The sequence below is a fragment of the Bradyrhizobium sp. CCBAU 53421 genome, assembly GCF_015291625.1.
Classification (GTDB): Bacteria; Pseudomonadota; Alphaproteobacteria; order Rhizobiales; family Xanthobacteraceae; genus Bradyrhizobium.
Window position 1 is genome coordinate 2,448,065 of sequence record NZ_CP030047.1, and the last position, 25,856, is coordinate 2,473,920.

The 25,856-nt window shown below is 65.3% G+C and carries 27 protein-coding genes; 15 read left to right on the top strand and 12 right to left on the bottom strand.

Annotated features, from left to right (window positions below; genetic code table 11):
• Positions 1–72: 72 nt before the first annotated feature.
• Both XH92_RS11585 and XH92_RS11590 read right to left on the bottom strand, forming a co-directional pair.
• Complete coding sequence (locus XH92_RS11585) at positions 73–1,368, bottom strand: hypothetical protein (protein ID WP_194459324.1); 1,296 nt, start codon at positions 1,366–1,368, stop codon at positions 73–75.
• Positions 1,369–1,511: 143 nt separating this feature from the next.
• Positions 1,512–2,117, bottom strand: a complete 606-nt coding sequence (locus XH92_RS11590) for a DUF1134 domain-containing protein (RefSeq protein ID WP_097677239.1) — start codon at positions 2,115–2,117, stop codon at positions 1,512–1,514.
• A gap of 153 nt (positions 2,118–2,270) precedes the next feature.
• On the opposite strand from XH92_RS11590, the gene XH92_RS11595 reads away from it, so the two are divergent.
• A complete protein-coding gene (locus XH92_RS11595) occupies positions 2,271–2,735 on the top strand; it encodes a YHS domain-containing (seleno)protein (protein WP_194459325.1) in 465 nt (154 codons plus the stop codon).
• Here the strand turns inward: XH92_RS11595 and cysQ are convergent, their stop codons facing one another.
• Complete coding sequence (gene cysQ, locus XH92_RS11600; protein WP_194459326.1) at positions 2,736–3,563, bottom strand: 3'(2'),5'-bisphosphate nucleotidase CysQ; 828 nt, start codon at positions 3,561–3,563, stop codon at positions 2,736–2,738.
• Between the two features lie 154 nt (positions 3,564–3,717).
• Between cysQ and chpT the strand changes: the two genes are divergently transcribed.
• The 6 genes from chpT to XH92_RS11630 all read left to right on the top strand — a co-directional run bounded on the left by chpT (position 3,718) and on the right by XH92_RS11630 (position 10,429).
• Positions 3,718–4,365 carry a histidine phosphotransferase ChpT gene (gene chpT / locus XH92_RS11605; RefSeq protein ID WP_194459327.1) on the top strand — a complete coding sequence of 216 codons (648 nt, stop codon included), beginning with the start codon at positions 3,718–3,720 and terminating at the stop codon, positions 4,363–4,365.
• A gap of 202 nt (positions 4,366–4,567) precedes the next feature.
• On the top strand, positions 4,568–7,300 hold the full coding sequence (locus XH92_RS11610) for a hybrid sensor histidine kinase/response regulator (protein ID WP_194459328.1): 2,733 nt from the start codon (positions 4,568–4,570) through the stop codon (positions 7,298–7,300).
• Between the two features lie 23 nt (positions 7,301–7,323).
• The gene (locus XH92_RS11615; protein WP_038378930.1) at positions 7,324–7,794 is read left to right on the top strand and encodes a chemotaxis protein CheW; all 471 of its coding nucleotides are present in this window, start codon (positions 7,324–7,326) and stop codon (positions 7,792–7,794) included.
• A 63-nt stretch (positions 7,795–7,857) separates the two neighbouring features.
• Complete coding sequence (locus XH92_RS11620) at positions 7,858–8,223, top strand: PleD family two-component system response regulator (protein ID WP_018273268.1); 366 nt, start codon at positions 7,858–7,860, stop codon at positions 8,221–8,223.
• Between the two features lie 176 nt (positions 8,224–8,399).
• A complete protein-coding gene (locus tag XH92_RS11625; protein ID WP_194459329.1) occupies positions 8,400–9,563 on the top strand; it encodes a chemotaxis response regulator protein-glutamate methylesterase in 1,164 nt (387 codons plus the stop codon).
• Positions 9,560–10,429, top strand: coding sequence for a protein-glutamate O-methyltransferase CheR (locus tag XH92_RS11630; protein WP_194459330.1), 870 nt, complete (start codon positions 9,560–9,562; stop codon positions 10,427–10,429). Before XH92_RS11625 ends, XH92_RS11630 begins: the two co-directional genes overlap by 4 nt.
• A gap of 162 nt (positions 10,430–10,591) precedes the next feature.
• Here XH92_RS11630 and XH92_RS11635 read toward each other — a convergent pair whose 3' ends face one another.
• The 4 genes from XH92_RS11635 to XH92_RS11650 form a co-directional block, all read right to left on the bottom strand.
• Positions 10,592–11,749 carry a glutathionylspermidine synthase family protein gene (locus tag XH92_RS11635; protein WP_194459331.1) on the bottom strand — a complete coding sequence of 386 codons (1,158 nt, stop codon included), beginning with the start codon at positions 11,747–11,749 and terminating at the stop codon, positions 10,592–10,594.
• 42 nt (positions 11,750–11,791) lie between these two features.
• A complete protein-coding gene (locus XH92_RS11640; RefSeq protein WP_194459332.1) occupies positions 11,792–12,013 on the bottom strand; it encodes a hypothetical protein in 222 nt (73 codons plus the stop codon).
• Positions 12,014–12,121: 108 nt separating this feature from the next.
• Positions 12,122–12,544: a hypothetical protein gene (locus XH92_RS11645; RefSeq protein WP_194459333.1), complete on the bottom strand. Its 423-nt coding sequence runs from the start codon at positions 12,542–12,544 to the stop codon at positions 12,122–12,124.
• 16 nt (positions 12,545–12,560) lie between these two features.
• Positions 12,561–12,965 carry a DUF350 domain-containing protein gene (locus tag XH92_RS11650; RefSeq protein ID WP_024583958.1) on the bottom strand — a complete coding sequence of 135 codons (405 nt, stop codon included), beginning with the start codon at positions 12,963–12,965 and terminating at the stop codon, positions 12,561–12,563.
• Between the two features lie 318 nt (positions 12,966–13,283).
• Here XH92_RS11650 and XH92_RS11655 point away from each other — a divergent pair, with 318 nt between their 5' ends.
• Genes XH92_RS11655 through XH92_RS11665 form a run of 3 tightly spaced genes read left to right on the top strand, consistent with a single transcriptional unit; the run spans position 13,284 to position 16,362 of the window.
• On the top strand, positions 13,284–13,541 hold the full coding sequence (locus tag XH92_RS11655) for a hypothetical protein (protein ID WP_194459334.1): 258 nt from the start codon (positions 13,284–13,286) through the stop codon (positions 13,539–13,541).
• 36 nt (positions 13,542–13,577) lie between these two features.
• Positions 13,578–14,765, top strand: a complete 1,188-nt coding sequence (locus XH92_RS11660) for a hypothetical protein (RefSeq protein WP_194459335.1) — start codon at positions 13,578–13,580, stop codon at positions 14,763–14,765.
• A gap of 10 nt (positions 14,766–14,775) precedes the next feature.
• Entirely contained in the window at positions 14,776–16,362 is a 1,587-nt protein-coding gene (locus XH92_RS11665) for a protease pro-enzyme activation domain-containing protein (protein ID WP_194459336.1), read from the top strand.
• Between the two features lie 65 nt (positions 16,363–16,427).
• On the opposite strand, the gene ctrA is transcribed toward XH92_RS11665, so the two are convergent.
• Positions 16,428–17,129 carry a response regulator transcription factor CtrA gene (gene ctrA / locus XH92_RS11670; RefSeq protein WP_016848562.1) on the bottom strand — a complete coding sequence of 234 codons (702 nt, stop codon included), beginning with the start codon at positions 17,127–17,129 and terminating at the stop codon, positions 16,428–16,430.
• A gap of 367 nt (positions 17,130–17,496) precedes the next feature.
• Between ctrA and fliI the strand changes: the two genes are divergently transcribed.
• The 4 genes from fliI to XH92_RS11690 all read left to right on the top strand — a co-directional run bounded on the left by fliI (position 17,497) and on the right by XH92_RS11690 (position 21,110).
• On the top strand, positions 17,497–18,822 hold the full coding sequence (fliI, locus tag XH92_RS11675) for a flagellar protein export ATPase FliI (protein WP_194459337.1): 1,326 nt from the start codon (positions 17,497–17,499) through the stop codon (positions 18,820–18,822).
• A gap of 108 nt (positions 18,823–18,930) precedes the next feature.
• Positions 18,931–19,350 (top strand): flagellar export protein FliJ, encoded by a 420-nt coding sequence (fliJ, locus tag XH92_RS11680; RefSeq protein WP_021081901.1) that lies wholly within the window; start codon positions 18,931–18,933, stop codon positions 19,348–19,350.
• 224 nt (positions 19,351–19,574) lie between these two features.
• Positions 19,575–20,120 (top strand): sigma-70 family RNA polymerase sigma factor, encoded by a 546-nt coding sequence (locus XH92_RS11685; RefSeq protein WP_194459338.1) that lies wholly within the window; start codon positions 19,575–19,577, stop codon positions 20,118–20,120.
• A 3-nt stretch (positions 20,121–20,123) separates the two neighbouring features.
• The gene (locus tag XH92_RS11690) at positions 20,124–21,110 is read left to right on the top strand and encodes an anti-sigma factor domain-containing protein (protein ID WP_194459339.1); all 987 of its coding nucleotides are present in this window, start codon (positions 20,124–20,126) and stop codon (positions 21,108–21,110) included.
• Between the two features lie 310 nt (positions 21,111–21,420).
• On the opposite strand, the gene XH92_RS11695 is transcribed toward XH92_RS11690, so the two are convergent.
• The 4 genes from XH92_RS11695 to XH92_RS11710 all read right to left on the bottom strand — a co-directional run bounded on the left by XH92_RS11695 (position 21,421) and on the right by XH92_RS11710 (position 25,062).
• Positions 21,421–21,621 carry a hypothetical protein gene (locus XH92_RS11695; RefSeq protein ID WP_050401122.1) on the bottom strand — a complete coding sequence of 67 codons (201 nt, stop codon included), beginning with the start codon at positions 21,619–21,621 and terminating at the stop codon, positions 21,421–21,423.
• Positions 21,622–22,028: 407 nt separating this feature from the next.
• A complete protein-coding gene (flhA, locus tag XH92_RS11700) occupies positions 22,029–24,161 on the bottom strand; it encodes a flagellar biosynthesis protein FlhA (protein ID WP_194459340.1) in 2,133 nt (710 codons plus the stop codon).
• A gap of 293 nt (positions 24,162–24,454) precedes the next feature.
• On the bottom strand, positions 24,455–24,751 hold the full coding sequence (locus tag XH92_RS11705; protein WP_194459341.1) for a hypothetical protein: 297 nt from the start codon (positions 24,749–24,751) through the stop codon (positions 24,455–24,457).
• A gap of 101 nt (positions 24,752–24,852) precedes the next feature.
• Complete coding sequence (locus XH92_RS11710; RefSeq protein ID WP_194459342.1) at positions 24,853–25,062, bottom strand: hypothetical protein; 210 nt, start codon at positions 25,060–25,062, stop codon at positions 24,853–24,855.
• Positions 25,063–25,332: 270 nt separating this feature from the next.
• Here XH92_RS11710 and XH92_RS11715 point away from each other — a divergent pair, with 270 nt between their 5' ends.
• Positions 25,333–25,773 carry a hypothetical protein gene (locus XH92_RS11715; protein WP_194459343.1) on the top strand — a complete coding sequence of 147 codons (441 nt, stop codon included), beginning with the start codon at positions 25,333–25,335 and terminating at the stop codon, positions 25,771–25,773.
• The last annotated feature ends 83 nt before the right edge of the window (positions 25,774–25,856 follow it).

Genomic DNA, 25,856 nt, shown 5'->3' on the forward strand with positions numbered 1-25,856 from the left:
AAAGTGGCGCTTCGTCAGAGCGTGCGATTTACGAAGTGCCGGGTAGGGGTGTCAAGCCAAACCCTGCGGGAATTAAGCCCCTTGCTGGCGGGCGCGGGAGGCGTGTGACTGCAGCGCCCGGATGCGCTCGGCGAGCGTACCGCCGCCTTCGGGCATCCCGCTGGGCGGCGAGACGCCATTTGCGGCACCGTTGGCGGGCTTGGCGGCCGCCTTGGCCGGCACGGTCGGCTCCGCCGCCAGCATGGCCTCGATCGCCGAATTGGGGCCCTCGAGCTGGATCGCGAGCTTGGCGACCTCGGCGGCGATGTCGTTGATGCGCTCGCGCAGCAGCGCGTTCTCCATCCGCTCGGTCGCCCACGAGCTCTCGGCCTGCTGCTGGATCGCATTGATGTCGCGCTGCAGCTTGCCGCGGTCGTCGCGCGCGACGCGCAGTTGCTCCTCGACGGCCGCCTTCTCCTGGCGCAGCTTCTCAAGCACGGACGATTTCCCGCCGCCCGCCGCTGCGATCTCCTCGCGCAATTCCTGCACCGTCCGCTCGGCGTTGGCGTTGGCCTGCTTGAGCTGGCCGTTCTCGAATTCGCGCTCGGCAAGCAGCTTGCCCTGGGTCGCAAGCCGGGCCTCGAGGTCGGTGACCCGGTTGCCGAGCATCTCGGCTTCCTTGACCTGGACGATCAGCTGGCGGTCGAGATCGGTGACCCGCTGGCTCAGATTCTCGACCCGGCCGCGCGCGTCGGTGAGATCGCGCGTCACGGTTTCCGACTGGCTGCGCTCCTGGGCGAGGCGGGCCTCGGTCGCCGCGAACTCCCTGGCGGCATCGCCGACGCGGTTCTTCAATTCCTCGACCTGGGTCCGCACCGCGACCAGTTCGACCTGGCGGCTGTCGGCGGTCATCGAGCGGTCGCTGAGCTCGGCGTTGATCTTGCCGAGCTCGCCCTGCTTGTCGGTCAGCGCCTGCTCGGCATTGCGCAGCAGCTCGCTCTTGGCACCGAATTCTTCCTCGGTAGCGCGCAGCTGCTCCTTCATCGCCTTCTCGCGCGCCTCCAGCGCGAAGATCGCGGCGTTCTTCTCGCCGAGCTCGATCTTCATGCGGTTGATCGCATCGGTCTTCTTGCCGAGCTCGGCGAGCTGGCTCGTGGTCTTGCTCTTGAGCTGGTCGACGCTCATCTCGAGCCGGCGGGCCGACATCGCGAACTCGGCGCGGAGCTGGTCCTTGTCGGCCTGGATCTCGGCCATCGACAGCGGGGTCGCCGCCTCCATGCGGCGCGTGGTCAGCCGCACCGCCCGGTTATGCACCAGCGGGACGATCATCAGGCCGCACAGCATCGAGATCAGGAAACCGATCGCCGCGTACATGATCGGCTCGATCATGAAGGGTCACTCCAAACGAAAGAAGGAATTCATTAATCACAATGCCACGGCGGGCCGGCCGAAGGCCAGCCCGTTCGCCGCGTTAACCTGAATCGCTAACCGTCCCGGAGCGCCCGGCACAATCGCCCGATTGGCGCGGCGACCTAGAACGGGTTCCAGGTCGCGCGCGGGGTGAATTTGAGATAGCCGACGCTGGCGCCGAGCCGCAGGCCGATGCCCGAGCGAATCGGGACCAGCACGATGTTGTTGGCGGTCAGCGCCGTCATGCCGAAACCGCCGACGATATAGGCCGAGCCGTCGATGCCGACGAAGCGCTGATAGATCGCCTGGGTCGAGGGCAGGTTGTAGACCAGCGTCATGGTCCGGGCGCCGTCGCCGCCCCAGTCGAAGCCGACCGAGGGACCCTGCCAATAGACCCGGAGGTCGCCGGCGTTCTTGGTGTAGAGCGTGCCTTCCCCGTAGCGCAGCCCGGCCACGAACGCGCCGGAGCCTTCCTCGCCGAGCACATAACCGTTGGGCAGGCCCCATTGGCTGACGGCGCGCTCGATCACCGAGGCGAGCCCGCGCGAGACGTTGCCGAAGAACTTGTGTCCGGCGCCGACCAGTTCGTCGGGCCCGTAAGTATACGGTGTCGGTTCACGCTGCGGCGGCGGATATTGCGGTGGTGGGGGCTGCTGCGCGGACGCCCCTGCGCTCCAGCACATCAGCGCGGCAAACGCGACCGCGGCAAGGCGTGATGCGAAAGTCATTAAGAACCCCTGCTATCGAAATCCGGGCGTTGCCCTTTAACCTGATGCCAACAGGCACGGCTCTAGGTTGCGCCCGGTGTCCCCTCGACTCGGATGTTATCGGTATCAACTATGACGGCACAACGGCAGGAAAGATATGGATCGTGCCGGGGCATGGCGTTTTTCGGCCTGTTGGCGGGCATTTTGGCGGCTATCTGGCCCTCTTTGCCTGTTCAGGCCACGACGACCGAGCGCGTGGTGACGAACCGCTACTCGGGCCTTGCGATCGAGGGATTCGATCCCGTCGCCTATTTCACCGACGCCGCCGCGACCCAGGGGCGGCCGGAATTCGAGGCCGCCGACAGCGGCGTGGTCTGGCGCTTCCGCAACGAAGGCAACCGCGCCTCGTTCGTCGCGCATCCGGAAATCTATGGCCCGCAGTTCGGCGGTTACGATCCGACCGACCTGGTGCGCGGCGTGACCTGCGCGGGCAATCCGCGCTTCTGGGCCGTCGTCGGGAACAGGCTTTATCTGTTCAACCGGGAACACAGCCGCGATGCCTTCGCCGCCGATCCCGCGCGCTTCCTGAAGGAAGCCGCGGCGCGCTGGCCGGAGCTGGAAGAAAATCTCGCACAGTAATCACGCCGTCGCGGACGGGTCGCCCCACGCGATGAATTCGGGCACCAGGAAGTCTTCGCGGCCTAACCCGAAATGCAATGGGCGGCCGTTCGAATCGGTCACCTTGCCGCCGGCCGCGACGACCACCGCGTGACCGGCCGCCACATCCCATTCCGACGTCGGCGAGAGGCGCGGATAGATGTCGACCTCGCCCTCGGCGACACGACCGAACTTGACGGCCGAGCCCAGCACGGCACGCACCGCGCCGCCGCGCTCGTCGATGAAGGCTTCGGTCCGCGCATCGCCGTGTGAGCGGCTGACCGCAACGGTCCAGGGCGCGCCGCGCGGCGGGCAGGGGCGGCTCTTGATCGGCACCGCCTGCGAAACCGTGCCGCCCTGCAATGTCAATCGCTCGGCGCCCTTGCCGACGATGCCGCGCCAGATCAACCCGAGCGCGGGCGCACCGACGATGCCGAGCAGCGGCACGCCGTGCGTGACCAGCGCCACATTGACGGTGAATTCGTTGCGGCCGGCGACGAACTCCTTGGTGCCGTCGAGCGGATCGATCAGGAAGAAGCTGTCCTTGTAGGGCGGCGTCGCCAGATGGACGCGCTCCTCCGAAAGCAGCGATATCCGCGGCGCAAGCCGTGCCAGCCCTTCGACGATAATGTGGTCGGCGGCGAGATCGGCCTCCGTGACCGGCGATCCGTCGCTTTTGCCGGCAACATTCATCGTGGAACGATTGACCGCAAGGATCGCCTCGCCGGCCTCGATCACCAGCCTGGTCAGCGATTCGAGCAGCGTCGCGGCGGCTTCGCAGCCAAGGGCGGGCGATTTTGCCTCATTCATGAGCGGGTCTCATATCAGCGGTCGCATATCCTGTTTGTGTTCCCTTATCAGTCCTGCCGCAAGCTGGCAGCATCCGTCTGCGCGGTGTATCAAGCCGACAGGCATGCGTGATTCGCACTCCTCGGTCGGCGTGCGGCTTTCCAGGAAACAATTGATGTCTGGCACTTCGTCTCCCGGTCCCGCTCCCGATGCGCTCGAACTCGCGGCGCTCTTGTGCTCGCGGGTCTGTCACGATCTCATCAGTCCGGTCGGCGCGATCGTCAATGGGCTTGAGGTCCTCGACGACAATCCCAAGCCTGAAGACCGCGACTTCGCGCTCGATCTGATCCGCAAGAGCGCCAAGACCGCGTCGGCGCGGCTGCAGTTCTGCCGGCTGGCGTTCGGTGCCGCGGGTTCCTCCGGTGCGCAGATCGACCTCGGCGATGCCCAGAACATGGCGAAGGGGCATATCGAGGACGGCAAGGTGACGCTGACCTGGAATTTGCCGCGGCTGCTGCTGCCCAAGAACCGGGTCAAGCTGCTGCTGAACATGCTGGTGATTGCGCAGCAGACCATTCCGCGCGGCGGCACGCTCACCATCGATCCGGTCGGCGAGGGTGAGACGATGAGCTTCCGCATCCTGGCCGCGGGCCTCAATGCGCGGGTGCCGCAGAACATCGTCGATCTGCTCAATGCAAGCTCACCAAACACGGTCGACGCGCATGCGGTGCAGCCGCATTACACGCGCCTGTTGGCGGAAGCCTGCGGGTTGAAGGTGACGCTCGCGCTCGACGGCGACAAGGTCGTTATCGCAGCGTCCTGAACGCGGCCGCCCCCACATCATTAATCAAAGGTTACGACCGGCCGCGCGATTCGATCGCGCGGCCTTATCTCTTTGTTGATCCCGTTCTTTTCCAATTACTCAACCAAACTTAAACGCTTTGCGGGGAAGCTGACCTGAGTTCCGTCCGGCGCGTCGATGTCGCGCGCCGCAGCGTTTTCGGCGTTTTTCGAAGGTTGGTTTCATGGACGATCTGTTGCGCGAGTTCCTGACGGAGAGCAGCGAGAGCCTGGATACGGTCGACAACCAGCTGGTGCAGTTCGAGCAGGATCCGAACAACGCGAAGATCCTGGACAACATTTTCCGCCTTGTGCACACGATCAAGGGGACCTGCGGCTTCCTCGGGCTGCCGCGGCTGGAAGCGCTGGCGCATGCCGGCGAGACCTTGATGGGCAAATTCCGCGACGGCATGCCGGTGAAGGCGGAAGCCGTGACGCTGATCCTGTCCTCGATCGACCGCATCAAGGAGATCCTGGGCGGGCTCGAGGCGACCGAGGCCGAGCCCGAAGGCAACGACCGCGACCTGATCGATCAGCTCGAAGCGATGGTCGAGCACGGCATGGCCGCATTGTCAGGCTCGACGCAGTCGATGCCGGCTTCTGCCGAAGACGATGTGCCTGTGGTTGAAGCCCCGTCCGTGCAGGCGGCGATGACAGAAGGCACGCTGGTGGTGCAGACGCTGGAGCGTCCGCTGCGTCCGGGCGAGGTCTCGCTCGACGAGCTCGAGCGCGCCTTCCGCGAGACCGAGACCGAAGTCGCCGCGCCCGCGCCGGCTGCGAAGCCCGCCGCTGCGCCCGCCGCCGAGCCGACTGAGGCTGCAAAGAAGCCGGCCCGCAAGGCCGCGGCCGAGGACGTCCAGGAAGGCGACAAGATCGCCAACCAGTCGATCCGGGTCAACGTCGACACCCTCGAACACCTCATGACCATGGTCTCCGAGCTGGTCTTGACCCGCAACCAGCTCCTGGAGATCTCACGGCGCAACGAGGACACCGAGTTCAAGGTGCCGCTGCAGCGGCTCTCCAACGTCACCGCCGAGCTGCAGGAAGGCGTCATGAAGACGCGCATGCAGCCGATCGGCAATGCCTGGCAGAAGCTGCCGCGCATCGTCCGCGATCTCAGTGGCGAACTCGGCAAGCAGATCGAGCTGGAGATGCACGGCGCCGACACCGAGCTCGACCGCCAGGTGCTCGACCTGATCAAGGACCCGTTGACGCACATGGTGCGCAACTCCGCCGATCATGGCCTCGAGACCACCGCCGAGCGCGTCGCCGCCGGCAAGCCGGAGCAGGGCACCATTCGCCTCTCCGCCTATCACGAAGGTGGCCACATCATCATCTGCATCGCCGACAACGGCCGCGGGCTCAACACCGAGCGGATCAAGGCCAAGGCGCTCCAGAACGGCCTCGTCACCGAGGCTGAGCTGGAGAAGATGACCGAGGCCCAGATCCACAAGTTCATCTTCGCGCCGGGCTTCTCGACCGCCGCGCAAGTGACCTCGGTGTCCGGCCGCGGCGTCGGCATGGACGTGGTGCGCACCAATATCGACCAGATCGGCGGCACCATCGACATCAAGAGCGTGGCCGGCGAGGGCGCCTCCGTCACCATCAAGATCCCGCTGACCCTGGCCATCGTCTCCGCCCTGATCGTGGAGGCCGGCGGCGACCGTTTTGCGATTCCCCAACTGTCTGTCGTCGAGCTGGTGCGGGCGCGCGCCAACTCCGAGCACCGCATCGAGCGGATCAAGGACACGGCAGTGCTGCGGCTGCGCAACAAGCTCTTGCCGCTGATCCATCTCAAGAAGCTGCTCAAGATCGACGACGGCGCCACCACGTCAGACGCCGAGAACGGCTTCATCGTGGTCACGCAAGTCGGCAGCCAGACCTTCGGCATCGTGGTCGACGGCGTGTTCCACACCGAGGAGATCGTGGTCAAGCCGATGTCCACCAAACTGCGGCACATCGACATGTTCTCCGGCAACACCATTCTGGGTGATGGCGCCGTGATCATGATCATCGATCCCAACGGCATTGCAAAAGCCTTGGGCGCGTCCGGCTCCTCGGCCCATGACATGGCCGACGACAGCGCGAGCGCCCACGCCAATAGCGGCGAGCAGCTGACCTCGCTCTTGGTGTTCCGCGCAGGTTCGAGCCAGCCCAAGGCGGTGCCGCTCGGCCTCGTCACCCGGCTGGAAGAGATCGCAACCGACAAGATCGAGCTCTCGAACGGCCGCTACATGGTGCAGTACCGCGAGCAGCTGATGCCGCTGGTGCAGATGGCAGGGGTCGAGATGCAGAGCCAGGGATCGCAGCCGATCCTGGTGTTCGCCGACGACGGCCGCTCGATGGGGCTCGTGGTCGACGAGATCATCGACATCGTCGAGGAGCGGCTCAACATCGAGGTGGCGGGCTCGCAGGACGGCATCCTCGGTTCGGCCGTGATCAAGGGCCAGGCCACCGAGGTGATCGACGTCGGCCACTTCCTCCCGATGGCGTTCGCCGACTGGTTCTCGCGCAAGGAGATGCGGCCGTCGGCCTCGGCGCAGTCGGTGCTCTTGGTCGACGACTCCGCGTTCTTCCGCAACATGCTGGCGCCGGTGCTCAAGGCCGCCGGCTACAAGGTCAGGACCGCGGGAGGCGCCCAGGAAGGGCTCGCCGCGCTGCGCTCCGGGCAGGCCTTCGACGTCGTGCTGACCGACATCGAGATGCCCGAGATGAACGGCTTTGAGTTCGCCGAGAACATCCGAAGTGACCACAATCTCAACCAGCTGCCGATCATCGCGCTGTCGGCGATGGTGTCGCCGGCGGCGATCGAGCGCGGCCGGCAGGCCGGCTTCCACGACTATGTCGCCAAGTTCGATCGTCCCGGGCTGATCGCGGCGCTGAAAGAGCAGACCGCCGAGATCCGGAAAGCGGCCTGACGGGACCGAGGGAAACAACATCGATGACCAGCAAGACCGAGACCAGTGAGGGCGCGATGGCCGAATACGTCACCGCGGTGATCGGCGGGCAGCTGTTCGGGCTGCCGATCTCGCGGGTGCAGGACGTGTTCATGCCGGAGCGGCTGACGCGGGTGCCGCTGGCCTCCAGCGAGATCGCCGGCGTGCTCAACCTGCGCGGCCGCATCGTCACCGTGGTCGACATGCGCGCCCGGCTCGGCCTGCCGAAGGCCGACGACGGCCAGCTGCCGATGGCGGTCGGCGTCGACCAGCGCGGCGAATCCTATGGCCTGCTGATCGACCAGATCGGCGAGGTGCTGCGGTTGCCCGACGACAGCCGCGAGGACAATCCGGTCAACCTCGATCCCCGCATGGCCAAGCTCGCCGGCGGCGTCCACCGCCTCGACGGCCAGCTCATGGTCGTCCTCGATGTCGATCGCGTGCTCGAACTGGTGCCTGATGCAAAGGCGGCTTGAGACGGGCCGCTCGAATTGAAGAACTGAAACATCCCACCGGGGATGAGGAAGTAGAGGTCGCAGATGAGAACGTGTCTTGTAGTCGATGACTCAAGCGTCATTCGCAAGGTCGCCCGCCGTATCCTGGAAGGGCTCGATTTCCAGATCGTCGAAGCCGAGGACGGCGCCAAGGCGCTCGAAGCCTGCAAGCGCGCGATGCCGGAAGCCGTGCTGCTCGACTGGAACATGCCTGTCATGGACGGCTACGAGTTTCTCGGCAATCTCCGTCGCATGCCCGGCGGCGATCAGCCCAAGGTCGTGTTCTGCACCACCGAGAATGACGTCGCGCATATCGCACGCGCGCTGCATGCCGGTGCCAACGAATACATCATGAAGCCGTTCGACCGGGACATCGTCACCGCGAAGTTCCAGGAAGTCGGGTTGATCTAGAGCATGATCCGGACCGGAACGGCCGCGTTAGCGCAAAGTGGGAACCGGTTTTCCCTGCGACAAACGCGAAGCGTTTGCGCGGAGATCATGCTGACTTAAGTTTCTACGTTCGATCCGGTGGCAGAAGCCTTCGGCTCAACGGTTGTTGTGCGTCGTGTTGCGTCGCTGGTGAAGTCATGAGTGTTGCGTTGACAAGTACTGCGGTCCCGACATCGACCCGTTCCGACAAGGTGCGGGTGATGGTCGTCGACGATTCCGTGGTCATCCGGGGGATGATCTCGCGCTGGATCGGCGCCGAGCCCGACATGGAGGTCGTGGCCTCGCTGCGTACCGGCCTCGACGCCGTCAACCAGCTCGAGCGTATCAACCCCGATGTCGCGGTACTCGATATCGAGATGCCCGACCTCGACGGCATCTCGGCGCTGCCGCAGCTGCTGGCGAAGAAGCGCGACCTCGTCATCATCATGGCCTCCACGCTGACTCGCCGCAACGCGGAGATCAGCCTGAAGGCGCTCTCGCTCGGCGCGTCCGATTACATTCCGAAGCCGGAGAGCACGCGCGAAGCCACCGCGGCGGAAACCTTCCGCCACGACCTGATCCAGAAGATCCGTCATCTCGGCGCCAAGGCGCGGCGCAGCACCGTGCACACCACGGCGAGCCCGCCGCTCGCGCCGGGGCACGACAAGCCGCGCACGGGGCTGGCTCCTGCCGCAACGCCGCCGGCGCCGATCGCGCGCCGTTCGTTCGGCCTGCTGCAGCCGAAGGTGCTGCTGATCGGCTCCTCCACCGGCGGCCCGCAGGCACTTATGTCGCTGGTCGCAGAGATCGGCCCTGTGATCGATCGCGTCCCGGTGCTGATCACCCAGCACATGCCGCCGACCTTCACCACCATTCTCGCCGAGCATCTGGCGCGCACCAGCAAGCGGCCGGCGCATGAGGGGATCGACGGCGAGGTCATCAAGCCGGGTCAGATCTATCTGGCGCCGGGCGGACGCCACATGCGCATCGTCCGCCACGGCATCGATGCCACGATCGTGCTCGACGACGGGCCGCCGGTCAATTTCTGCAAGCCCGCGGTGGATCCGATGTTCAGCTCCGCGATCGATGTCTGGCAGGGCAGCATCATGTCGGTGATCCTGACCGGCATGGGCTCCGATGGCATGCGCGGCGGCAAGGACATCGTCGCCGCCGGCGGCAGCGTGATCGCCCAGGACGAGGCGACCAGCGTCGTGTGGGGCATGCCCGGTGCTGCGGTCAATGCCGGCATCTGCGCGGCGGTGTTGCCGCTCAATCAGATCGCATCGAAGCTTGTTCGCGTGTTTGCGGGAGACCGTTCGTGACGCCGCTGGACTACGAGTATCTGCGTAAGCTGCTGAAGGAACGTTCCGGCCTCGATCTGTCGGCCGACAAGCAGTATCTGGTCGAGAGCCGCCTGTTGCCGCTGGCACGCCGGTCGAACCTCGCCGGCATTCCCGAGCTCGTCCAGAAGATGAAGGGCGGCGCCGAGATGCTGACGTCGGAGGTGGTCGAGGCGATGACCACCAACGAGACCTTCTTCTTTCGCGACAAGATCCCGTTCGACCATCTGAAGGACGCGGTGCTGCCGGCACTGGCGCAGGCGCGCGCCGCGCGGCGCAGCTTGCGCGTCTGGTGCGCGGCCTCGTCGACCGGCCAGGAGCCCTATTCGATCGCGATGCTGCTGAAGGAAATGACCGCGCTGTTCAGCGGCTGGCGCATCGAGATCATCGCCACCGACCTGTCGCAGGCGGTGCTGGAGAAGTCCAAGGCCGGCCTGTTCAGCCAGTTCGAGGTGCAGCGCGGCCTGCCGATCCAGCTGCTGCTCAAGCACTTCGTGCAGAAGGGCGAGCTCTGGCAGCTCAACGCCGATATCCGCGGCATGGTGCAGCACCGCCAGCTCAACCTGCTGCAGGACATCTCGCATCTCGGCACCTTCGACGTGATCTTCTGCCGCAACGTGCTGATCTATTTCGACCAGCAGACCAAGGCTTCGATCTTCGGCAAGATCTCCCGGATGCTCGAGCCCGATGGTGTGCTGGCGCTTGGCGCGGCGGAATCCGTGGTGGGCATCACCAATCTGTTCAGGCCCTATCCCGAGCGTCGCGGGCTCTATCAGCCGAGCACCGCCCCGGTCGCGCGTGCCGGCGCCGTGCATGTGCTGAAGGCGGTCGCGTCCGCGGCGCGGTGAGTGAGACCTTTCCGAAATTGAGCCCCGCTGCTGTCTATTCCGTCATCCTGAGGAGCGCGTAGCGCGTCTCGAAGGATGAACGGCCACCAGCCGGGCCGTCGATCCTTCGAGACGCCGCTGCGCGGCTCCTCAGGATGACGGGACAAAGGTTCTCAACGTCCTCTACAAAATCGCGTGCGGCAGGAAGCGCGAGGTGTTGCCGGTGATCGGATTCTCGTCCTCGCGGATCGACAGCCCGCACGGCGTGCCATTCACCAGCCAGCTGCCGATCACCGGGTACTGCCCGGAAAAATTCGGCAGCGGTGCGAGGGCCTGGCGGATAAAACCCTCGGCGCCGTAGGGGCCTTGCTCCGCGACCAGCGTGATGCCGGCGCTGACCAGTTCGACGTTGGCGCCCTCGCGCGAATAGATCGGCTTGCGCACGAAGGAACTGCCGAGCTGCGCGGCCTGCGGGTCTTCCTCGAAATAGGCCGGCAAGAGATTGGGGTGCTTTGGAAACATCTCCCACAACAGCGGCAGGATGCCCTTGTTGGAGAGGATCGCCTTCCATGGCGGCTCGATCCATTGCGTCGGCGCGGTCGAAAGGTTCTTGCCGAACGCGTCGTGGAACATCCACTCCCACGGATAGAGCTTGAACGCGAGCGCGATCGGGCGTTCGTCGAGGTCGACGAATTGGCCGTCGCCGCGCAGCCCGACCTGTTCGATGTCGAGCAGCGTGGTCTTCAGCCCGGCCTGCGCCGCGGTGTCCTCCAGATAGGCGAGCGTGCCGGCATCCTCGGCATTGCCGGTCAGTCCGGTGAGATGCAGCGGGTGGGTCGCGCCGATCGTCTTCCAGGCCTCGATCAGCGCCTCGTGGATCGAGTTGAACTGGTCGGCGCGCTTCGGGATGATGTTGCGTTCGATCGCCTGTTCGAGCCAGGTCCATTGAAACACCGCGGCCTCGAAGATCGAGGTCGGCGTGTCGGCGTTGTACTCGAGCAGCTTGGCTGGGCCGCTGCCGCTGAATTTGAGGTCGAGCCGGCCGTAGAGGCTCGGGTCCTTGCGGCGCCAGCTCGCCGCGATCAGGTCCCAGAACGCTTCCGGTATCTTCAGCCGGCGCAGATATTGTTCATCCTTGACCGCGCGTCCGGCGAGCTCGAGGCACATCGCGTCGATCTCGCCGGTCGGCGTCTCGATATCTCGCTCGATCTCGTCGAGCGTGAAGGCGTAATAGGCGCGCTCGTCCCAATAGCGTTCGCCGTCGATGGTGTGGAAGGTGAAGCCGGCGCTTTCGGCGGTTGCCTGCCAATCGTCGCGCTCGGAGCATGCGATGCGTTGCATGAAGGGGTCCGTGATCTTCAGACGATGCGTGTCGGCGCGGTGTCAGCCGCCGCCATGCGAGCGATAGCTGTCGTCGTAGCGGGCGATGGTGCGTGGCGCGCTGCCGAAGCCGCCGGACGGCGATATCTGCTCGGGCTTCCGCTTCGGTTTGTGCCCTGCATGGTGGTGATGACTGCGGGCATGGCTTGGCGTCAGGCCCATCGAGGCTGCGCCGATCGCGACGCTTCCCATCGTTTTCAGCCAGACACGTCGCGAGCGTTTCATGGACGCGATCCTTGTCCTCTGCCTCGCCAGTTGCGGAGCCGCGCCGAGTTTCCATCAGCTCCGATCGCCGGGCAAGCGAAAGCGCATGCCGACACGGCAAAGTGCGCCTCAGCCACCGCCGAAGCCGAACGCATGCGCGAACGAGCCGAAGCCGCCGCGGCTCACCGACGAGCTTGACGAAGAACTCGATGAGGATGAAGAGCCGCCGGACGAGGAGCTGCTGCTGTAGAAGCTGCTGCGCGACGAGCCGCCGCCACCACCGCTGCCGCCCGATCCCGACGATGAACTGCGCGCCGCGCAGTCGGCGCCGGGTTGCGCGGGGGCCGGCGCGGTGACGCCCGGAGGCGGCGGCGGGACGGGCTGGCAATTCTGCCGCGGCATCAGCGCGTAGGCGCCGCCGCCGACCGCGAGCGTGCCCATCATCAGCAGCGCGACATGATTGGAGCGCTTGGAAGGAGGCTCCGGCCGCGGCTGCACCGCCGGCACGCTTGGCCGCCGTTTGCCGAATTCCGGGTTGGGTTTGCGCGCCATGGTTTGGCTCAATGGCTCAGTAGATCATGCAGGCCGCGTTCAGCGCGCCTGCGGCCAGCGAGGACAGCCCGAGCCAGATCGCCGCCGCCATTTCACCCGAGGCGATCCGCGCCGACAGGTTCGGCACCGGGATCTTCACGATGTAATAGACGATGATCTGCACGATCAGCGCGATGATGCTCCAGATCAGGCAGTCCACCACATTGGCGGAATGGGCGATGGCGCTGACCACGGGCAGCACGAAGCCGAGCAGGCTGAGGCCCAGCGCAATCGCCGCCGCCGGATCATTGTCGCGGATCAGCTGGAATTCGTCGTGCGGGGTGACGCGGGTGTAGACGAAGAGGTAGGCGACCACGGCGATCAGCGCCGTGCAGAAATAGACCAGGAACGCCGGCAGGCCGGCGAGGGATTGCAGGATCATGTGATGCGCCCGAACAGCCCTAATGCGCGATGAGATTGGGTTGAATCGTCATCGCGCTTTAGATTCTTGTATCAGCATGATCTTTTCGGAAAACCGCTTCGCACTTTTCCGGATCATGCCCTAGATGGTCATTCTATAGCTGATTGGTCGCGGTTCGCGAAGCTTCGGTTCGATCCAACCTGTGGGCGACGGCGGCCGCGGACGGCCGCCGAAAAATTGCTGCGCGGCGGTGTGAGCCGCTTCACAGCGGTTTCAGCGATGGTCGTCTATACGATATGCAACCAGAAGTGCATGTCGAAAATAGGCTCGGTGATCCCGATGACGACCGGTTTTGGCAACGACATCCTGCCGATGTTTCGACCGGGCGACATCGCCTGCATGACGCCGAAGGGCGTTCGGCTCGGGGACGCCGACTGGATCTGCGACCCCGCCGGCAATGATGACTTCGCCGATCACGCCAACGCACGCCGCGTCTTCGCTGCGCTGTCGTCCGGCTTCATGCCGCCCGGTCACCGGTGGTCGCAGGACTCGCTCGACATCTATGCGAGCTGGATGGGGGACGGATTCCAACCTTGAACCGATTCAAACCTTGAACCCGATGTGGAGAGCAAGATGAGAAGGTCGATCGACACGCTGCTCGTCTGTGGTCTGCTGATGCTTCCGGCACTTCCGGCCGCGGCGCAATCGACACCGAGTCCCGCGATGACCGCGCCGGATCAGGTCGCCTGGCAGCTCTTCATCCAGGCCAACACCCGCGCCGGCGGCAGCAATTCGACGTTCGAGACCTGGGCGAGCGATACCGATCTGTTCCAGCCCAATCCGCAGTTTCCGGCAGCCGCGACGCCGCCGGCGCTGCGCCCGCCGATCCTGCCGCAGGTGGCGCGGGAAGGCGTGCAGGAGAGCGGTGGCTTGCTGCCGGCGCTGCCGCCCGGCGCCGGGCAGGGGCAGATGGAGGAAGCGCGTCACAACAAGGCGACGTTCGACTTCATCGTCAAGAACAACCTCTACAAGCGCTCGGGCTTGAAAGCCGCGTTCGGCAAGGCGCTGTCGTTTCCGGTCGATTCCGTCGAGGTGAAGGGGAATTGGATGCCGGTCAGCGCCATTCCGGGATTCACCAACAACAAGGTGACGCTGGCGCAGGTGCCGCAGCTCTATCACGTCAACAGCGCGGATGGCGTGCAATACGCCCTGGTCTCGATGCATGTGATCAGCAAGCAGGTGCCGAACTGGACCTGGGCGACGTTCGAGCACCGCTTCAATCCGGGCCGCTGCGACATCATCGGCTGTCGTGACAATTTCGGCGCGCAGACCGCGTTCGTGCCGTCGAACCGGACCGCCGGCCAGGGCTATCCGGATTGCGTGAAGACCGCCGCGCTGACGGCGATGCTGTCGAGCGCGGACATCGATCCGGTCTATAGCAATTACTGCCTGAAGGGATCGCAGGCCGATTTCGTCGACAATGTCGGGCTCGACATCAGGGTCGGCAATTCCGTCACCGAGGATGGCTTCGTCGCGACATCGTCCTGCATCACCTGCCATGGCCGCGCGGTCTTCAAGGCCGACGGCACGCCGTCGTCGCAGGCGGGATTCCTGTCGTTCGGTCCGAATGGTCCGATCGGTCCGCTCGGGCCGTTGCTGCCGGAATGGTACTGGAAGTTCTCGGGCCAGCCGCCGATCTTCGAAGGCAAGCCCGGTCTGACGCGCATCACGACCTCGGCCGATTTCGTGTGGTCGATTCCGTTCTGCGCCTACGACGATACGCAGAATCCGGTGCAGCCCACGCCATGTGGCGGCAAGTGAGATCGCATCGATGGCGGGCACCTCCGAGCGCCGGGTTCCGCTAGCGGGCAGCAACCGTGCCGCGCCAGTCGATGCGACGCTGGTCGGCGATGTCGATCCCGACGAGCGGATTCCCATCGTCGTCTACGTCAAGCGGCGCACCCCCGACAAGTTTGCACCGGGGAGTGCCGGTGATCTGGCCCGGCTGGCCAAGCCAATCACGCGGCACCAGCTCGCGACCCAGCGCCATCGCAGCCATGCCCGCGCCATCGCCCGCGTGGTGCGGCTGGCGACCGAGCGGGGCTTGACCGTCGGCCGCAGCGATGTTGTCGCGCGTACGGTCGAGCTTGAAGGCACCGCCCGGCAGATGGCCGAGATCTTCGGCGCGACGCTTCGCACCTATCGCGACGGCGAGCGCACGTTTCGCGCCCGTGTCGGCGGCCTGACGGTGCCGGCCGAGATCGCGCCGTGGACCCGTGCCATTCTCGGTTTCGATCAGCGGCCGCTGCGGCCCAGGACGCCGCTGGTGCAGGCCCAGGCTGCCCCGGGCGATGGCAACGGGCTGTGGCCGACCGACATCGCGGCCCTCTACGGCATTCCGCTGGATCACGACGTGTCGTCGATCTGTGTCGGCATCATCGCGCTTGGCGGCGGCTATCTCGCGAGCGATCTTGCCATGGCGGTGGCCGGCATGAACCGGCCGCCGCCGGTGGTCGTCAACGTGCCGCAGACCGGCAATGATGGCAGCTTCGGTGCCAACGACGTCGCCGATCAGGAGATCGCGCTCGATCTCCAGGTGCTCGCCGGCCTGCTGCCGAAGGGCAAGATCGTGGTCTACTTTGCCGAGAACTCCGCCGCCGGTCTGACGGATGCGATCCATCAGGCGGTGTTCGATGAACAGCATGCGCCGCAGGTGGTCTCGGTCAGCTGGGGCAGTGCCGAGAAATACTGGACCGAGCCGGGCCGCGACGCGATGCAGGCGGTCCTCGCCGATGCCGCGCGGCTGCGCGTCAGCGTGCTGTTCGCCTCCGGTGATCAGCTCGCGACGAGCGGCCTGACCGACGGCAAGGTCCATGTCTGGTTTCCCGCCTCGAGCCCCTATGCGACGAGCTGCGGCGGCACGCAGCCCGGGCCTGTCGCGGGCAATGGATCGGCCGCCGCGGAGGCGGTGTGGAACGCCGGCGCGATCGGCACCGGCGGCGGCATCAGCGACGCGTTTCCGGTCCCCGATTATCAGTCGCATTTGACGCTGCCGACATCGCAGAATGACGGTGCTATCAGGCGCGGCGTCCCCGACGTCGCCTGCGCGGCCGCGGCGAGCCCGGGCTACCGCATCATCGTCAACGGAGAAGCGATGGCGATGAGCGGGACCAGCGCCGCGACGCCGCTATGGGCCGCGTTGATTGCGATCGCGATCGCCGCGCGCGGCGAGCAGATCGGCTTGCTCAACGCTGCGCTTTACGCCAACCCCGGCGCATTCCGTGCGGTGGTGCAGGGCAACAACCGCGTCGGCGGCAAAGGCTACGATGCCGGCCCCGGCTGGAGCGCCTGCACCGGCCTCGGGGTTCCGAAGGGCGCGGATCTGCTCGCTGCGCTAGCCGCGATCCCGGTGGCGTAACTTGCCAAACAAAAACCCCGCCATTCGCGGCGGGGTTCAGGAGGTTTGCTGTAGAAAGCGAAGCGTCAGGCGGGAATGCGCTCGTCGGCCTCGTGCGGCTCGCGCAGCACGTAGCCGCGGCCCCACACGGTCTCGATGAAGTTGCGGCCCTCGGAGGCGTTGGCGAGCTTCTTGCGGAGCTTGCAGATGAAGACGTCGATGATCTTCAGCTCCGGCTCATCCATGCCGCCGTAGAGATGGTTGAGGAACATTTCCTTGGTGAGCGTGGTGCCCTTGCGGAGCGAGAGCAGCTCCAGCATCTGGTATTCCTTGCCGGTGAGGTGCACGCGCTGTCCGCCGACCTCGACCGTCTTGGTGTCCAGATTGACCACGAGATCGCCGGTCTGGATGACCGACTGGGCGTGACCCTTGGAGCGGCGCACGATCGCGTGGATGCGGGCGACCAGTTCGTCCTTGTGGAAGGGTTTGGTCATGTAGTCGTCGGCGCCGACGCCGAGACCCTTGACCTTGTCCTCGATGCCGGCGAGGCCGGAGAGGATCAGAATGGGAGTCTTGATCTTCGAAACCCGGAGCTGCTTGAGCACGTCGTAGCCGGACATGTCGGGCAGGTTGAGGTCGAGCAGGATGATGTCGTAGTCGTAAAGCTTGCCGAGATCGACGCCTTCTTCACCGAGGTCCGTCGTATAGACGTTGAAACTCTCGGATTTGAGCATCAATTCGATCGACTGCGCGACGGCGCTATCATCTTCAATCAGCAAAACGCGCATGCCAGTCCCCTATAGTCGCCGCTCCGGGCGTCAGGTCGGCCGCACTTGCGGCACTCACAAAACGCCTTTGAACAACTGATTCGGATCCTGACGAGATATGGTTAACAAAAACTGATTCCTCGACGCAAGCTCTAACCGTGCAATTTTTGTCGAATCGCCCTAAGATATTGCGTAGAAGAAGCTTTTCCTAACCGTGCTCGTTCAGTTTCCACATTAAGAGCCGGGCCTAACCGACTCTCGCGACTCGCCCTTCTTCTGATGGGCGAGCGACCTCAGTCACCAAAGACAGTGACGCAATGATTAATGATGCGGGTAAACACGAAGTTAAGCGGCCGGAGCAAAATTGCGGAAACTTAAGGTTTTCGCAATGAAGGCGCTCGCGGAGCAGATCGGAGATATCGACGGCGTCAATATTTATGGCCGTGTGGTCGGCGTCCGCGGGCTGATGGTCGAGATCGCAGGCCCCATCCACGCGATGTCGGTCGGCGCCCGCATCGTGATCGACGTCGGCGCCGGCCGCTCCATTCCTGCCGAGGTGATCGGCTTTTCGGGCGAGAACGCGGTGGTGATGCCGTTCGGCGGGCTCGAGGGCGTCAGGCGCGGCTGCCGCGCCGTGATTGCCAATGCGGCGAGCCAGGTGCGGCCGTCGCCGGCTTGGCTCGGCCGCGTCGTCAACGCGATGGGCGAACCGATCGACGGCAAGGGGCCGCTGGTGCAGGGCGCCTCGCCGATGTCCTACCGCAACTCGCCACCCCCTGCGCATTCGCGCAAGCGGGTCGGCCCGCCGCTCGACCTCGGCGTCCGCGGTCTTAATACTTTCCTGACCTGCTGCCGCGGCCAGCGGCTCGGCATCTTCGCCGGAAGCGGCGTCGGCAAGTCGGTGCTGCTGTCGATGCTGGCGCGCAATGTCGATGCCGCGATCTCGGTGATCGGGCTGATCGGCGAGCGCGGCCGCGAGGTGCAGGAATTCCTCCAGGAGGATCTCGGCGAGGAGGGGCTGGCGCGCTCGGTCGTCGTGGTCGCGACCTCGGACGAGCCGGCGCTGATGCGGCGCCAGGCGGCGTATCTGACGCTCGCCATCGCGGAGTATTTCCGCGACGAGGACAAGGATGTGCTTTGCCTGATGGATTCGGTGACGCGCTTTGCGATGGCGCAGCGCGAGATCGGGCTCTCGGCCGGCGAGCCGCCGACCGCCAAGGGCTACACGCCGACCGTGTTCACCGAACTGCCGAAGCTATTGGAGCGGGCAGGGCCGGGCACCGGCGACGGCACCATCACCGCGATCTTCACGGTGCTGGTCGACGGCGACGATCACAATGAGCCGATCGCCGACGCGGTGCGCGGCATCCTCGACGGCCACATCGTGATGCAGCGGGCGATCGCCGAGCGGGGCCGCTATCCCGCGGTCAACATCCTCAAGTCGGTCTCGCGCACCATGCCGAAGTCGGCCGACCCCGACTTCCTGCCCTTCATCAACAAGGCGCGGCAGGTGATGGCGACCTATGCCGACATGGAGGAACTGATCCGGCTCGGTGCCTACCGGCCGGGTTCCAGTCCCGAGGTCGACGAGGCGATCCGGCTGCACGAACCCTTGGAGAGCTTCCTGCGCCAGGCCAAGGACGAGGCGACCAATCTCGGCGACGGCTACCGGCAACTCGCTCAAATCCTGTCGGGTTTGGAAACGGAACGCTAACTTTGTCAGGCCATCATCCCCGGCACACCATAGTTATGCCGGCGGGGCCCAGCGGGGAGCCGGTTCTGTCCCGCGTTCAGATTTGGGACTTCTGGGGAGTATGAGTCGATGAAGTCACGTGAAACGCTGATCCGCCTGAAGAAGTTTCAGGTCGATGAAAAGCGCCGTCGGGTTACCCAGATCGAAGGCATGATCGCCGACTTCCAGCGCATGTCCGTCGAACTCGAGCGCGAGATCCAGACCGAGCAGGAGCGCGCCGGGATCAATGATCCCTCGCACTTCGCCTATCCCACCTACGCCAAGGCCGCGATCCAGCGCCGGGAGAACCTGACCCGTTCGGCCGACGAGCTGCGCGCCCAGCTCGACGACGCCAAGGCGCTGCTGTCGGAAGCCTTCGAGGAATTGAAGAAGGTCGAGCTGCTCGACGAGCGCGACCAGGCGCGCGAACGCGCGGAGGAGAGCGCTCGCGAGCAAGCCGACATGGATTCGATCGGCCTGATGCGGGCCCGTCTCGGCGTCATCGCCTGAACCCTCGCTCCCTCCGCTGACCAGATTGCGAGCCCGGGCCGGTCGCCCGGGCTTTTTGTTGGGCTGTCCACAAGCCGGCCTCTTGCCGGCCACTTGTTAGCCCCTTGTTAGCCCCTTGGCGGATCGTGGTGTCCCAAAATATGCTACCACCGGTCCGGACCGGACGGTGATCGGCGGCGCGGTGGCAATGAGGCGGTGGGGGATGCAGGCTTGGAGGGCGCTGAATGCTGACGCCGGCTGAGCTCGTCTGGCTGATCGCCGCCGTCGCGAAGGGGGATGAGGCCGCCTTTGAGCGGCTGTACGCCGCGACCCGCGCGAAACTCTTTGGCGTCGTGCTCCGTATCTTGAGGCGACAGGACCTCGCCGAGGAGGTCATTCAGGAGGCTTACGTCAAGATATGGAACAGCGCCGGGCAGTTCAACCCGGCCCTGTCGTCCCCGATCACGTGGATGACCTCGATCGCGCGCAACCGCGCTATCGATGTCGTGCGCAAGCGAGGCGAGTCCTCGCTGGAGGAAGAGCCGGCCGCGATGGAAGTCGCCGCCGACCAGCCTGATCCGCTGGCGCGGCGGGAAATGACGGAAGAGTTGAAGCGGTTGCTGGAGTGCGTCGGTCGTCTGGAGCCCGATCGTCAGAAGCTCGTGCTGCTCGCCTATTACAACGGCTGGAGCCGCGAGCAGCTCGCCACAAAGTTCGAGACACCGGTGAACACGGTGAAGACCTGGCTGCGCCGCAGCCTGATGGATATCCGGGAGTGTCTTGGACTCTGATTGATGGCCTATAGCGAAGACCATATCGCGCTCGCCGCGGAATATGCGCTCGGTACGCTCGATGCCGACGAGCGCACGCAGGTCGAGACCATGATGGCCGTCGACACCGAGTTCGCGGCCCTCGTGCAGGCCTGGGAGTTCAGGCTCGGGCCGCTGAACCAGATGGTCGGCCTGGTCGAGCCGCGCCCGGTGGTCTGGGAGAACATCAAGGCGGCGATCGGCCATGCCGGCGCGCCGCAGGCGCCGCTGGTGCTGCCCGAGACGCCGGCCGCGACGGTGACGCCGCCACCTGCGCCGACGACCGACGATCCCGAATTCGGCTCGGCGTTCGATCCGGAGCCGCCGCAGTCAGCCGCGATGCCGCAGCCAGCCGAGCCCCGGAGGCTGCCCGAGGCCCGGCAGCCACGGGTCATCTTCGACGAACGCAACGTGACCGCGCTTTCGAACCGCGTGAAGCGCTGGCGCGGTATCGCATCGGCTGCGACCGCGATCGCGGCCGCGCTGCTGGTCACGCTCGGCCTGCAGATCTACCGGCCCGATGCCTTGCCGAACGCGATCCGGCCGAAGCCGCGCATCCAGACCGTCGAAGTGAAGACGCCGGCGCCGGCGTTCACGCCGTCGGCGCAATATGTCGCGCTGCTGCAGGGACAGAATGGCGGGCCGGCCTTCATCATGACCATCGACGGCGCGACCAAGAATTTCACCGTCCGCAAGGTCGGCGCGGCGTCCGAGCCCGGCAAGAGCTTCGAGCTCTGGCTGATCTCCGACAAGCTGCCGCAGCCGCGCTCGCTCGGCGTGATCGGTGCCGATGATTTCACCGCGCGCCCGGTGCTGTCGGGTTACGACCCTGATGTGATCAATGGCGCCACCTACGCGGTGACCGTCGAGCAGGCCGGCGGTTCGCCGAACGGCCAACCGACCTCGGCGCCGATCTTCACCGGCAAGCTGATCGAGACCGTGCCGCCTGCGTCGGGCTCGCCGCCGCGATAGGTGCCAGTGCTTCGTGATAAGGGGCCGTGAATCGGCTGCAGCTGTCATTGCGAGGAGCGAAGCGACGAAGCAATCCATTGTCACCGAGCACGCGGAACGATGGATTGCTTCGCTGCGCTCGCAATGACGTGGATGGAGCTGCGCGTTGCGCAGGGAGTGAGTCTGATCCACCACTCGCAAAAAAAGAAAACGCCCGTGGGGAGCGGGCGTTTTCGATAGTCAACTTGGGGGTAGTTGGGGGTCTTAAATATCCACGTAGCGACTTTGGGGGGCTGTAAAGAACACCACGTGAATTCGTGAAACTCTCCTGTTAGCGGACCAGCGACGTGCCCGAACTCGTGATCGCGACCGGCTTGCCGGCCTTCATGACCCGCGCCGTCTGCGTGTATCCATCATCCGACGAATTATGTGCCGCGATGCCGAAGCCCGCGACCAGGATACCGGCGAACAACGCCACAACCACAATCTTCAGGTGCGTCATACGATCGGCGCTGTAGATCGAGTGGTTCATGGAAGTCTCCTGCCGCCTTCCTGCTCTCGGTAAATCTGTCGGTTCGGTCTGTTGTCCGGTTCAACGTCTCGTGCCCCGCTAACGTAGGATTTGCCGATTCCGTTCCCTAGAGGTCATCACAAGGGCGTGATGAGACGTGATCGATCGCGATCAAAAGCTGTCTCCAGCTCCTGAAACCAACATTAACTGCACGTAATATCAGTAACTTGCTAAGTATCCGGATCATATTACCTGAGATAGGGCCGTTCCGGACAGTTCCACATAAATCAGTTGCCTGTGGCGAGAAAGCACAGGCGAAAACGCAAATGATTTGCGACGGCTAGAGCGTTTTCGAGCGAAGCCTGTCCCGCACTTGAGGCGGGATGGACGCCGGTTCGCGTGACGAAAACGCGTCCAAACGAGAAGCTCTACACGCTGCCGACGGTCTTCAGCCGGGCCCGCGGATGGATCTCGGCCTGCGACAAAACCGTGGTCTGCGAGCGGAACCGTTCCACCAGCGAGCGAACGAACGGCCGGATCGCGGCCGACGTCACCAGCACCGGCGCCTCGCCTTCGCGCGCCGCCTGCTCGAAGGCGTTGCGCACGGCGGTCATGAACTCCGACAGCTTGGAGGGCTGCATCGCCAGGCTGCGATCGTCGCCGGTACCTACGATCGACTCGGCGAAGGCCTGTTCCCAGCGCGCCGACAGCGCGATCAGCGGCAGATAGCCGTTCGGCGAGGTGTTCTGGGCGCAGATCTGCCGCGCCAGCCGGGCACGGACATGTTCGACCATGGTGGCCGGATTGCGCGAGAACGCCAGCGCGTCGGCGATGCCCTCGAGGATGGTGGAGAGGTCGCGGATCGAAATCCGCTCGGAGAGCAGCAATTGGAGCACGCGCTGGATGCCCGACACCGTGACCTGGCTCGGCACGATGTCCTTGATCAGCTCGCCTTGCTCCTTCGGCAGGTCCTTCAGCAGCTTCTGCACCTCGCCGTAGGACAGCAAGTCCGCCATGTTGGTCTTGAGCAGCTCGGTCAGGTGGGTCGACAGCACGGTGGCGGCGTCGACCACGGTGTAGCCCTTGAGCGCGGCTTCTTCCTTCAGGCCGGCGTCGACCCAGGTTGCGGGCAGGCCGAAGGTCGGCTCGATGGTGTGGATGCCGGGCAGCTGCACCTGGTTGCCGGCGGGGTCCATGACCATGAACTGGCTCGGCCAGATCTTGCCGGAGCCGGCGTCGACTTCCTTGATCTTGATGGCGTAGCTGTTGGCCTCGAGCTGCACATTGTCGAGGATGCGCACCGCCGGCATCACAAAGCCCATCTCGATCGCGAGCGAACGGCGCAGCGCCTTGATCTGCTCGGTGAGGCGGTCGGTGCCGTCGGGTCCGTTGACCAGCGGCAGCAGCGCGTAGCCGAGCTCGATCTTGAGGTCGTCGATCTTCAGCGCGGCGGCGATCGGCTCTTCCGCGGCGGCAGCGGCGGCGGCCGCGGCTGCCGCAGGGGCGGCGGCTGCGGCCGTTTCGGCCGCCTTGGCCGCCCGCTTCTGGTTGCGGGCATTCCAGGCCAGCATCGCGGCGCCGGAGCCGAGCGCGAGGAACGGCAGGGTCGGAATGCCCGGCAACAGCGCCAGCACCAGCATGACGCCGGCCGACATGCCGAGCGCCTGCGGATAGCCGGAGAGCTGGCGCATCAGCGCCTTGTCGGCGGCGCCGGAGATGCCGGCCTTGGACACCAGGAGGCCGGCGGCGGTCGAGACGATCAGCGCCGGCACCTGGGTGACGAGGCCGTCGCCGACCGTCAGCACGGTGTAGGTGCGGGCGGCTTCGCTGAAGGAGAGGCCCTGCTGCGCGACGCCGATGATGATGCCGCCGACGATGTTGATGCCGACGATCAGGAGGCCGGCGATGGCGTCGCCGCGGACGAATTTCGAGGCACCGTCCATCGCGCCGAAAAAGCCGCTTTCGTCTTCCAGCGCCTTGCGGCGCTCCTTGGCGGTCTTCTCGTCGATCAGGCCGGCGGACAGGTCGGCGTCGATCGCCATCTGCTTGCCGGGCATCGAGTCCAACTGGAAGCGCGCCGCGACTTCGGCGATGCGGCCCGAACCCTTGGTGATGACCACGAAGTTCACGATCACCAGGATCGCGAACACGATGATGCCGATCACGAAGTTGCCGCCCATCACGAAGTTGCCGAAGGCTTCGATGACGTGGCCGGCGGCCGCCGTGCCTTCGTGGCCGTGGCTCAGGATCAGCCGGGTCGAGGCCATGTTCAGCGACAGCCGCAGCATGGTCGAGATCAGCAGGATGGTCGGGAACGACGAGAATTCCAGCGGCGCCTGGATGAACAGCGAGGTCATCAGGATCAGGATCGAGACCGTGATCGAGACCGCCAAAAAGAGGTCGAGCACGATCGAGGGCAGCGGCAGGATCAGCACCACCAGGATGGTGAGGACGCCGAGCGCCAGCGCGAGATCGCCGCGCTTTAGGATGTCGCCGATCTCGCCGAGGCTCGGCAATCCGCCCTTGCCTGCCGTGCCCTGACCTGCCGTGACGTCGACCATGGTAGCCGCTCTCCCCCGCGACTGGCGGCTGCGGCCGCCAAGCGTCTGCGCGACGGCCGCAGGGCCGCCGTTCCGAAAGTGAGGCACCGCGCTGGCGTCCACGGGGTTCTCCACCCGTCATACGCGTTCGACGACACTCGACTTCACTCGGCAATTCTTGCCGGGTGTATGGTTAGCAAAGGGTTAATAAGGGCCATCGAGGGCCCGCGCGGGAGGTCGCAGGCGGCTGGCACGCGGGATTCCCGGCCGGGGGGCGGGCGGGGGGCCGTCCGGCCGTTCCGGGGGGGCGCGGTCTATCTCAGCGCGCCGAGCACGACGCCCGATGCGGCGATGATACCGAGCGTGATCACGCTGGCGCGCCACAGCAATTGCTGCCGGGCGGCGCGCCGGTCGTGGAAGGCCAGCCAGTCGTGGACAAAGCCCGCGGGGATGTCGAACACCACGGCAAGCTCGTCGCGATGGTGCGTCTCATGCTCGCAAAACATCGTCCGGACCGTCGGCACGCCCAGCCGCTCGAGCTCGCAATGCCATTCCCAGGCATGCTTGCCGTTGGTCCAGCGATTTTCGAAAGGGATCACGTGTGATGTCATGACGAGCCTCCGGCTCACCCTGAACCCACGTGGTTAGTCTAGCTCAACATACGGATCGGCGCGAGATCGGCGTCGGCCGTCCCGGACCGATCGTGGCCGCGTCAATTGGCCGACGGCGTCCATCTGCGCCAATGCGTCGGCTGGATGTCGAGATGCCGGCTGCTGGTATGCTCGACCCATTCGGCCCCGTCCCGGTGGCACGGGAACATCAGCGCGTGGACCATGCCGTCATAGTCGAGGACACAGACCTCGAGCTCCCGGTCCGACGGCGCCGACGCAACGGGTAACCACTCTGCTGACGACGAATGCATGACGATCCTCCGACAGTGTGCGCTTCGATCCTCTACCTTGCGAGCTGCGCGCCATCCGGGCGGGATGATAGGTCCGGACGGCGAGCTGCCAATGTGAACCGGCTCGCATTGTAGCAGTTTTTTCTCATCAGCATGGATCACGGTTCGGCGGACGATATTCCCGCTCGATCGCTCTGGCCGCGAGCGCTGCGGTGCACGAGGTGGATTGAACTTTCGCGGCCCTGCCTCCGACCAAACGCCAGCAACGCCACCCATCCGCCAGAGGCATCGATGTCGAACCGGGCAGGTCGAACCGTCACAGCGGGGTTTGCCGCCGCGATCGCGCTGCTGTCGGCGCCGGCGTCCGCCGTCACGCTGCCGGACGACCGGGCGTGGATGATCCGCATGATCGCCTGCAAGGGTAACGGCGTCCAGATGGAGGTCTACCTGCCGCAATCCGTCGTCTTCGCGCATGGCGGCATGGCCGCGGGCAAGACGGCGGACGGCTACTACACACTCGATCTGACCGAGCTCAACAAGGGCAAGGACCTCGAGCCGGTGCATGTGACGATGAGCGCGGACAAGAAGTCCGTCACCATCGACCAGTACACGCGCGGCTTGCCGCCGACCCGCATACCGGTCGGCGGCGGCACCGTGGATTTCGATCAGCGCTTCGGCACCGGCGCGAAGTGCGGGCCGTTCCAGGCGCAGGATCCGAACTTCGGCAATTGAAGCGCCGCACGCATCGTTGAAAGCGATGCGTCCCCTTGCTGGCGCATGCCTAATCTCTCGGCAACGTGGCTTGACCCGGAGGC